The 10345-nt window shown below is 47.2% G+C and carries 8 protein-coding genes and 1 pseudogene; 6 read left to right on the top strand and 3 right to left on the bottom strand.

Translation table 11 applies throughout. The features are described 5' to 3' along the window. Positions 1 to 393 precede the first annotated feature (393 nt). Positions 394 to 3107, bottom strand: a pseudogene (gene polA / locus E8Q33_RS11020) (DNA polymerase I). Positions 3108 to 3199: 92 nt separating this feature from the next. Between polA and E8Q33_RS11015 the strand changes: the two are divergent. The 5 genes from E8Q33_RS11015 to hldE are packed head-to-tail and all read left to right on the top strand — an operon-like array spanning position 3200 to position 7060. Next, on the top strand, positions 3200 to 3535 hold the full coding sequence (locus E8Q33_RS11015; protein WP_069296714.1) for a DUF2782 domain-containing protein: 336 nt from the start codon (positions 3200 to 3202) through the stop codon (positions 3533 to 3535). 27 nt (positions 3536 to 3562) lie between these two features. Further along, a complete protein-coding gene (locus tag E8Q33_RS16795; protein ID WP_371413292.1) occupies positions 3563 to 3685 on the top strand; it encodes a hypothetical protein in 123 nt (40 codons plus the stop codon). After that, positions 3649 to 4518 carry a homoserine kinase gene (locus E8Q33_RS11010; protein WP_371413294.1) on the top strand — a complete coding sequence of 290 codons (870 nt, stop codon included), beginning with the start codon at positions 3649 to 3651 and terminating at the stop codon, positions 4516 to 4518. The genes E8Q33_RS16795 and E8Q33_RS11010 overlap by 37 nt, the downstream gene beginning before the upstream one ends. Before the next feature lie 28 nt (positions 4519 to 4546). Next, positions 4547 to 5584, top strand: coding sequence for a lipopolysaccharide heptosyltransferase I (waaC, locus tag E8Q33_RS11005; protein WP_136554773.1), 1038 nt, complete (start codon positions 4547 to 4549; stop codon positions 5582 to 5584). A 30-nt stretch (positions 5585 to 5614) separates the two neighbouring features. Continuing rightward, positions 5615 to 7060 (top strand): bifunctional D-glycero-beta-D-manno-heptose-7-phosphate kinase/D-glycero-beta-D-manno-heptose 1-phosphate adenylyltransferase HldE, encoded by a 1446-nt coding sequence (hldE, locus tag E8Q33_RS11000; protein ID WP_136554771.1) that lies wholly within the window; start codon positions 5615 to 5617, stop codon positions 7058 to 7060. 179 nt (positions 7061 to 7239) lie between these two features. Here hldE and E8Q33_RS10995 read toward each other — a convergent pair whose 3' ends face one another. Next, positions 7240 to 8079 (bottom strand): cation transporter, encoded by an 840-nt coding sequence (locus E8Q33_RS10995; RefSeq protein WP_245652151.1) that lies wholly within the window; start codon positions 8077 to 8079, stop codon positions 7240 to 7242. A 138-nt stretch (positions 8080 to 8217) separates the two neighbouring features. Here E8Q33_RS10995 and E8Q33_RS10990 point away from each other — a divergent pair, with 138 nt between their 5' ends. After that, positions 8218 to 9087 carry a LysR family transcriptional regulator gene (locus tag E8Q33_RS10990; RefSeq protein WP_136554769.1) on the top strand — a complete coding sequence of 290 codons (870 nt, stop codon included), beginning with the start codon at positions 8218 to 8220 and terminating at the stop codon, positions 9085 to 9087. A gap of 152 nt (positions 9088 to 9239) precedes the next feature. On the opposite strand, the gene E8Q33_RS10985 is transcribed toward E8Q33_RS10990, so the two are convergent. Then, positions 9240 to 10046 carry a class III extradiol ring-cleavage dioxygenase gene (locus E8Q33_RS10985; protein ID WP_136554767.1) on the bottom strand — a complete coding sequence of 269 codons (807 nt, stop codon included), beginning with the start codon at positions 10044 to 10046 and terminating at the stop codon, positions 9240 to 9242. Between the last annotated feature and the right edge of the window lie 299 nt (positions 10047 to 10345).

Raw genomic sequence — 10345 nt, 5'->3', positions numbered from 1 at the left:
TTGCACACCTTTGACCAGCGGGTCCAAATCATATTGAGACATTAACGACATCAACATTTTGGCTGAAGCAGCAAGACGGTTATCCAGCGTATTCTGCATTTCTTTCTGCACGCTCATTAGCAACCACCCCAAGCCCCTAACAACCCAAGGGCACCCCATGTGCTGGCCTGCGGCTTCACTGCGTTGCTCGGTTTATCTGGGGATTGGCCAAAACTCGCTGCGCTCACAAATTTGTCTGGAACAAATTTGGACGCCGAAGGCGCCCGAAGGGTGAGTGGCATGGATGCCATGAATCAGACACTGACCAATCCTTATCCAGATAAACCTGCGCTACTCGTCAGCACAAAAGGGGGGTTAGGGGGTAACATTTGAGCTTTGTGGTTGATTACCCCGTTAATGCGCCTGTTCCCAATTATCCCCAACCCCAATTCCCACTTCTAACGGAACAGCCAATTCGGCGGCTTGAATCATAAATTGCTCTATTTCAGTTTTAGCCAAATCAAGCTGATCTTCGGGTACTTCAAATACCAATTCATCGTGTACCTGCATGATCATGCGGATGCCGGTATCTGCTTTGAGCAGCCAGTCATGGATAGAAATCATGGCGCGTTTGATAATGTCCGCCGCGCTGCCCTGCATCGGCGCGTTAATCGCGGTGCGTTCGGCGTATTGGCGACGCAGGCCATTGCTGGAGTTGATTTCCGGCAGATATAAACGGCGGCCGAAAATGGTTTCAACGTAACCATCTTTTTTTGCCTGTTCGCGGGTATTGTCCATATAGTTTCTTACGCCGGGATAGCGTTCGAAATAAGTCTCCATATATTTGGCGGCCTGATGACGTTCGATACCGAGTTGTTTGGATAAGCCATGAGCTGACATGCCGTAAATCAAACCAAAGTTGATGGCTTTGGCGCTGCGACGTTGATCACCGGTGACGTTTTCTGGCTCTACGCCAAAGATTTCAGAAGCGGTATGGCGATGAATATCTTCACCCTCGGCGAACGCGGTCAGCAGGCTTTTATCACCGGATAAATGCGCCATGATGCGCAGTTCAATTTGTGAATAATCGGCTGCCAGTATCTTGGCGCCTTTACCAGCCACAAACGCTTCACGGATTTTACGGCCTGTTTCGGTACGGATCGGAATATTCTGTAAATTCGGATCGGAAGACGATAGGCGTCCAGTCGCGGTTACTGCCTGATGGTAAGAAGTGTGCACACGACCAGTCTGTTGATTGACCTGTTGTGGCAGCTTGTCTGTGTAGGTGGATTTGAGCTTACTTAAACTGCGGTAGTTCATAATAATTTGTGGCAATTCATAGCCATCATCTGCCAGTTCCTGCAGCACATTTTCAGCTGTCGAGGGCTGACCTTTGGGCGTTTTCTTACGCACCGGCAACTGTTGCTGGTCGTAAAGAATTTCTTGCAATTGCTTTGGTGAACCCAGATTAAATTTGGTCCCGGCAGAGGCATGGGCTTCTTTTTCCAGCCGATCAATATCCAAAGCCAGTTGATCGCTTTGTTGCTGCAGCATAAAGATATCGATATGCACGCCATTACGTTCCAGTGTGTTCAACACCGGCAGTAACGGTATTTCCAGTTCACGATACACTTTATCCAAGGACGGAATCGACTGCACTTTTGGCCACAAAACGTGATGCAGCTGCAAGGTGATATCGGCATCTTCACAGGCATAAGGCGAGGCTTCTTCTAAACCGATTTCATTGAAGGTCAGTTGTTTTTTGCCTTTACCGGCAATGTCTTCAAAATGAATGGTGCTGCGGTTCAGATATTTTTCGGCCAGCGAATCCATATCATGACGGGTTGCGGTGCTGTCGAGCACATAGGATTGCAGCATGGTGTCATGGGCAATGCCCTGCAAATCAATGCCATGGTTGAGCATAATATGCCGGTCATATTTGAGGTTCTGGCCACTTTCAGCGCCTTGGGATCTTCCAGCAATGGTTTAATCAACGCCAGTGTGGTATCAAAATCCAATTGATCCGGTGCGCCCGGATAATCATGCGCCAGTGGCAGATAGGCTGCTTCACCGGCTTTAATGGCAAAGGACATACCGACAATCCGCGCCTGCAAATAATTAAGGCTGGTAGTTTCGGTATCGAACGCAAACAATTCGGCTTTTTTGAGTCTTTCCAGCCAGCTATCCAGCTGCTGCTGAGTCAAGATGGTTTCGTAATGGGTTTCATTGCTGGTGGCAGGTTCATCCATTTTTGTCGAAGCCGCAGCAACCGGCGCAGAGTCTAATTCCTGTAGCCAGCTTCTGAATTCGTAACGTCGATACAACTCAGCCAGTTTCTGGTTATCCGCCGCTTGCATATCCAAAGTTTCCGGAGTGAAATCCAGCTCGACATCCATCTTGATGGTCGCTAGTTGATAGGACAGTGGCAAAGCATCAACGGCTGCGCGTAACTTCTCACCCAGTTTGCCTTTCACTTCATCAGCATGTTCGATAACACCCTGCAAACTGCCATATTGTTGCAGCAGTTTGGTCGCGGTTTTCGGGCCCACACTGTCAACGCCTGGAATGTTATCCACCTTGTCACCCATCAGCGCCAAATAATCGACGATTTGTTGTGGTGTCAGACCAAACTTTTCCTTTACGGCGGCGATATCTGTTTTGCTGTTATTCATCGTGTTGACCAGCGTCACATGCTCGCTGACCAGTTGCGCCATATCCTTGTCACCAGTGGAAATTACTGTTTCAATTCCTGCTGCAGTGGCCTGTTTTGCCAGCGTGCCAATTACATCGTCGGCTTCAACATTATCAATGCACAGCAGCGGCAATCCCATGGCTTTGACAATTTCGTGAATGGGCGCAATCTGTTCGCGTAAATCGTCCGGCATTGGCGGCCGGGTGGCTTTATACTCGGCATACAGATCATTACGGAAAGTTTTACCTTTGGCATCAAATACCACGGCCATATGTTCGGGATTATAGTCACGGATCAATTTACGCAGCATATTGATGACGCCATAAATTGTGCCGGTTGATTCGCCGTCGCTGTTGGTCAGTGGCGGCATCGCATGATAAGCGCGATACAGGTAAGAAGAGCCATCAACGAGTATAAGTGGTGCAGTTTGAGTCATAGTTCACAAGGCCTGAAATTAGTGGCAAACAGATTGCTTTAATCATCGTAGCGGAAATGCTATCTTTATCGGAAATTTAGTGGAGCTAAGTCATGTTAAAACCGTTCGCCATTGTATGCGCAATCAGCGCGATGATCACAGGAAGTGCCTGGGCAGGGGCTGCCGGTCCAGATTTGACTCAACCTCCAGTCATACCACCACCTTTGCAGGATGGCGAAAGTATCGAACCTGAAATCACCATCATTCAGGAAGATGATCGCACTATCGAAGAATACCGCGTCAATGGTCAGCTTTACATGATCAAAATCACCCCTGATATTGGTCCAGCTTATTACCTGATGGATACCGATGGCGATGGTAATTTGGAAACCCAGAAACATAATCTTGCCAATCCGGAAGTGCCGAACTGGATCCTGTTTCAATGGTAACAAACACTCCCGTTAACTGAGATTTTCATGTCTGTTTATACCGAAGTCGGGCGCGATGAATTAATTGCGTTCATCGGCGAGTATGCGGTTGGTAATCTGATTGATTACCAGGCATTTCTGCCGGAATTGAAAACACCAATTATTTTGTAACAACGGATCAGGGCGAGTTTGTCCTGACTTTGTTCGAACAGCATGAATTTGCCGAATTGGATTACTTTCTCGAAGTCATGACGTTTTTCTTCAAGCATGGCATTCCCTCGGCGCATCCCGCTGAGGATAAACAAGGTAATTACCTCAAATCCTTATGTGGTCGTCCGGCAGCGCTGGTGATGCGTCTGGCGGGACATACTGTCGATGAACTTGCCACTCTGGGCCAATGCGAGGCTATAGGCGATATGCTGGCGCAAATGCATTTAGTCGGCGAGAAGTTTAAACATCGTCGGGCAACGCAACGCGGTGCTGACTGGCGCGAATCGATGGCCGAAACCTTGCTGCCGCATATGTCGGCAGAGCAGGCTGAAATGCTCAAAGCCGAACTCGATTTTCAACAACATTACAGCGATCTGGAATTACCTTGGGGTGTCACTCATTCCGATTTATTCCGTGATAACGCTTTGTTTATCGACGATGAATTACAGGGCATTATTGATTTTTACTTTGCCTGCGATGAATTTCTGATTTACGACCTGGCAGTGGCGGTTAATGATTGGTGTGTTAACGAACAGGGCCTGATTGATAACGAACGCTACCAACGTTTGATGAATGCCTACCTGCAACGTCGTCAACTCAACGAAGCCGAACAGTCCAATTGGAATCTAGTTTGCCGTGCAGCAGCATTACGTTTCTGGCTATCACGCCTGCAGGATCAGCTTTTCCCACGCGAAGGCGAAATGACACAGATTAAAAATCCGGATGCATTTCTGAAAATCCTGCAACAGCATCGTCACAACCCATTGTCTTTAAATACTTTGCAAAACGCTTGATGTTATTCCATCAGGCGTTTTTCCGTTTATGAAAGTATTAATCATCAAGCTCACCTCCATGGGCGATTTAATGCATGCGTTACCGGCGTTGAGCGATGCGGCAAAAGCTTTTCCCGGTATTGAATTTGACTGGGTGGTCGATGAAGCCTTTGCTGAAGTACCCAAATGGCACCCAAATGTTCGTAAAGTCATCACCACCTCACATCGTCGTTGGAAGAAATCCGCCTGGCAAACGCTGACTGGAGGGGAGTTGCGCCAGTTTTATCGTGAACTGAATCTGGATGATTATGATGCCGTCGTTGATATGCAGAATAATCTGAAAAGCGCGCTGGTCAGTAAATTACGTCGCGGACCGGTGTATGGCCTGGACAAGGAATCCTGCCGTGAACGCCCGGCTCATCTGGCTTATCAATATCCAATCAACGTTAATCCGCAGCAACATGCGGTGGATCGGATGCGGCAGATCCTCTCAAAGGCGCTGGACTACCCGCTGCCCAAAACCCCCGCCAAATACGCGGCGAATTTCAGTAAATATCCGTTACCGGAGCTCGAGTTTGTTTTACCCGAGCGTTATCTGATGTTTGTGCATAACGCCAGTTGGCTCACCAAACTCTGGCCGATTAATTTTTGGCAGCAATTGGTGTTACAGGCGCGAGCTGAAGGTTATGCCGTATTGTTACCTTGCGGTAACAATGAAGAATATATGCGCGCTCAACAGATCGCCTCAGTCGATGAAATGGCTTTCGCCTTACCGCGTTTGGGTTTGAATGATATCGCGGCGATCATGCATCACTCGGCGGGTGCAGTATGCAGTGATACCGGATTGGCCCATCTTGCTGCTGTGGCCGGAACGCCTGCGTTAACCTTATACGGTGCGACAGACACAGCGTTGATTGGCACCTATGGTAAACATCAGCAACATCTGGTCAGCGATTTTAACTGTGCCCCATGCTACAAACGTAAATGTCCTTTACCTGCCTCACGCAATGGCGAACCTGTCTGTATGACCGAAATGACACCGGAAATGGTTTGGCATGGACTGCAACCGCTTTTAGCCGCACAATAACCGCTTTCCCTAATCAATAATTCAAACGTTATGAAAAATGCATTCCCGGATTTTCGGCAGGCCAATGTGGTTGTAGTTGGTGATTTGATGCTGGACCGTTTCTATTTCGGCAAAACCAAACGTATTTCACCAGAAGCACCGGTGCCGGTGGTCAATATTGAACGTTTGGAAGATATTCCGGGCGGTGCCGCCAATGTGGCGATGAATATTGCTTCACTGGGCGCTAAATGCATTTTGTCAGGTATCACCGGGCAGGATGAAGCCGCTCAGGTGTTAGAAGAAAGACTGCATTCGGTCAGTATTGAATGTGCGTTTCATCAAACCACACAGCATCCCACCATCATTAAATCCCGCATTATCAGTGCTCATCAGCAACTGCTACGAATGGATTTTGAAAGCCGCTTCACCGTGGAAAGCGGTGTTGGCATGGCTGACAAAGTCACGCCATTGCTCGTCAATGGTGGGGTGATGGTCTTGTCGGATTACGATAAGGGAACGCTACACGATCCACAGCAGTGGATCACTCTGGCTAAATCAAACGAAATGACAGTGCTGGTTGATCCGAAAGGCAATGACTTCAGTAAATACCGTGGCGCGGATTTAATTACCCCCAACCTCACCGAATTTGAAGCGGTAGCGGGCGAAATTAAGTCAGAAGCAGATCTGATTGATAAAGCCAAAAAACTGATTGCCGACTTTGATATTAAAGCCGTATTGATTACCCGCAGTGAACAGGGCATGTCGCTGATCACCAATGACAACAACGAATTCCATCTCCCGGCGATTGCCAAAGAAGTCGCGGATGTCACCGGAGCAGGGGACACTGTAATTGCTACATTGGCAGCAGCGTTGGCAGCCGGACAATCCATGAAACAAGCCGTCACCTTGGCCAATGTCGCCGCCAGTATTGTGGTCAGCAAACTCGGCACATCTACTGTCAGCGAACCAGAATTGTTTGCCGAATACCAACGCCATCAGGGAACCCATCAAAGTGATCATTCCTTTGCCGGTGCGGTCACCGTCGAGCAATTAAAAATTGCCGTAGATCAAGCCAAAAAACGTGGCGAGAAAATTGTGTTTACTAATGGCTGTTTCGATATTCTGCATGCCGGTCATGTCAGCTATCTGCATCAGGCGCGGGCTGAGGGCGATAGACTGATTGTCGCGATTAACAGCGATGAATCTGTCACCAAACTTAAAGGCAAAGGCCGTCCGATCAATACCGCTGATCGACGTCAGATCGTATTGGCAGGCCTGGCCGATGTGGATTGGGTCACCGTCTTTGAAGGCGATACACCAGAAGACCTGCTCAGAGAAATCCAGCCGGATATTCTCGTTAAAGGCGGTGACTACGATAAAAAAGGCGTGGTGGGCTGGGAAATAGTTGAAGGTTATGGAGGCGAAGTCAGAGTGATGGGCTTAACCGAAAACTGCTCTACCACGGCGATTGTGAATAAGATCCATCAGGATAGATAAAAGCAATTTATCTGCGGATTATCAGGATATTTTTGGTAGGTTGGGTTGAATGAAATGAAACCCAACAAATATCGGAACTACAGGGTGAAAATGTTGAGCATCGCAAGCTCAACCCAACCTACCAGACTACTCCACCACGGCAATAGTGAATAAGATTCATCAGGATAAACGCAATTCATTTAATTCGATTGAACATTCACCCCTTGAACCAACAACAACTTAAGCTGCTGTTGTTCAGCTATCTCATAAATGATGCCATGAAATAGTTGATGCCCAGCAGCATCAAGTTTTGCTGGCAGCTGTGCAATCAAGAAACTACCCACCTGAGCAATTCTTAATGGTTTGTGTGGCGTCATGCCAACCGCAGTTAGCTGGGTATTAATCTGCTCGCGAATTGCTTCAGCCGGTGCTGCGAACAGAATCTGCCGCAATGCCTGAGAAATCATCCGAATCGGAATATACGAGAAATACCCGGCGATTATCAGCACCATCAATGGATCCGCATAACGGGCGTAATCGGCAAACGGTGAATGACTGATGGCAAATGTCATTACAAACCCCAACAACACCGCCGCACTTAACCAGGTATCCATTTGCCATTGGCGTTGCTCTGCAGCGACCAGTGTGGTGTTCAGGTCCTTTTTACGGTGATAAATGTAGGCCCAGGTAATCGCACAACCGATGACATTGACGACACCAAACACTAACGCGAGATCCAGATTAACCTCTCTACCACCTTGTAACAGGCTGACTAAAGCGAAGATCATTGAAACAAGACACACCAAAGCAATGACAATACCCTTCACCAGAATCGCAATAGGCTCAATGGTAAGACGGCCAAAGGGATAGTCATTATTCGCAGGCTTATTAGCCAGTTTTAATGCCAGCAAGGATAACGACGCCAGTGCTAACGAAAGTAACGAATAAGCACTATCAAATAAAATCATCACCGAACCACTGAGCAAACCCAGGATCAGCCCTGAAATAGAGAAGATGGCGGCCGATATCGCCGACACCATTAACACTCTCCGTTCTATATTTATCCGCATAACCGCTCCTCAACTAATGGCATGTACTTTAGAGGGGGCCAGGCATTCGACAAAATCGCTCAGCGCCAATATAGTTAGCGCTAAATCAAATATTGAGCAGAGCTGAATATGCGGATTGAACAAATTGAAGCGTTTGTGAAAACAGCAGAAAGCGGATCCTTCGCAAACGCTGCTATCGCATTAGGAATGAGACGAAGCACCGTAAGTGCAGCGGTATCTGCATTGGAAGATGAGTTGGCAATTAACCTTTTTCAACGCTCTGGCAACAGTTTGCAGATAACCCCCATTGCACAATCTTTATTGGCGGACAGCCAGCGTTTATTGCAATCCGCCAGCCGTATCAGACAACTTAGTAATCAGCATCTGGAAGGTATCGAATCCGAACTTCGTATAGCTCGCGATGATGCATTACCGGAAATCTTCTGGCATCAGTGCATGCATGATTTACACGTTGAATTTCCGCAAACCTCCACCTCGGTTTATTTGTTACCCACTCAAGAGCATCACGAGTTTATTGATAATGGAATTGTTGATATCAGCTTTGGCGTCAATAACGCGGTAGATCCCAATTTTCGGCTCGGCATGATCGAACAGCGCACGGTTGTCAGTCCAGCACATCCACTAGCCAATCTGGCTCAGGTGACAGAAAGCGATTTAAGCCAATACACGCAGATCTGTCTTACCTTCCTGCAAAAGGGACAGCTGGTCATTCAGAACCAGATAGGTCGGCAGTATTCAGGTCTTACGATGTATGAATTAATCAGAGACGCCGTATTACGTGGTGATGGCTGGGCCATATTACCCACAACGCTAATTCAAACTCACCTCAAACAGCAACAGCTCGTGAGCCTCGCAACCGAAACGGCATTATCTGCCACGTATTTCCAATGCTTATCCCGGCAGGCAAACCGCAAGGTCGCCACCTGGTTAAAGAATCGTGTCACGCATGCGTTAACCCATGAATTTAAAGGCTGGTAGGTGTAAAAGAATTTATCCGCAGATTACGCTGATGGACGCAGTTTTTTAGGGTGTTTTTGGTAGGTTGGGTTGAATGCAATGAAACCCAACAAATAACGAAAATTCAAACCAAAATGTTGGGTTTCGCAAGCTCTACCCAACCTACCCTACAGTTACCGATCCGCCCACAGATACATGCTCGCTTTTTTATTGAGCACCTGTAATTCATATGATTTTGAACAGGCCGTTGCTGCAAATCCATAACAGACGTGAAGGGGAAGCAAGTGCTCTTCTCTTGGGTGGCAATAGCGTGCAAAAGGTGCTGACTGCCAATTGATAAGCCTTTGTTCTCTTTCGGTTTCAGTCAGCTTTTGATCACTGCACGTTTCAAGTAACCAGTCTTCGAATGACTCGTTCATGGTTTTTGCTTCATCCGTCTCCGGCGTGAAAAAAGCCCGCATATTGTGAAAGGAAAAACCGGAACCTATCAGCAGCAACGATTGATCGCCCAACGTTTGTAGAGCCTGTCCCATCTTGATATGCAGCTCAGGGTCGAGACTACTTACCAAAGATAATTGAACGCAGGGGATATCCGCTTCCGGATACATGATTTTTAATGGTACAAAAAGACCGTGATCAAACCCTCGGCTATCATCAAGTTTTGATTCAATACCAGCATCCCTCAACGCTTCAGCCATTGACTGCGATAACGTCGGATTTCCCGGAGACGGATATTCAATCTCATAGGATTCTTTGGGAAACCCGTTGTAATCGTAGATAAGTGAAGGGTTTTCACCAGAAGTAATAGTCGGAGAAGTTTGTTCCCAATGAGCGCTGACAACAATGATTGCAGACGGTCGTTCGATTGATGCCGCGATATTCTTCAAACACTCAACCATCTCTTCATGACTTTCATCACCCAGTAACGGCATTGGTCCACCACCATGAGATAAATATAAGGCTATATGTTGATTGTTCATTGGGATTCCTCGCTGATAAATAAACCACGGAGACACAGAGTTTTTAAAGAATTTATCCGCAGATTACGCAGATGTACGCAGATTATTACGGTGTTTTTGGTTAGGTTGGGTTGAATGCAATGAAACCCAACAAATTAAGAAATAATCAAAATTCAAGGGAAAACGTACCCTTTTATTCTAATAGATATAACGATGCTATCACCGTGTTGTGTAGCGGAGGATTTGGAATCCGGTGCATATCCCCTGGTTAGTTTCTCTCTAGATTAAGCAGATTCTGTGCATGCTTCTTGGCAGTTTCG

Origin of the sequence: Methylophaga sp. SB9B, assembly GCF_004832235.1 — a bacterium.
In the GTDB taxonomy this organism is placed as follows: domain Bacteria; phylum Pseudomonadota; class Gammaproteobacteria; order Nitrosococcales; family Methylophagaceae; genus Methylophaga; species Methylophaga muralis.
Note: the sequence above shows the minus strand (reverse complement) of the source record. Positions and strands in the feature narration are given on the sequence as shown.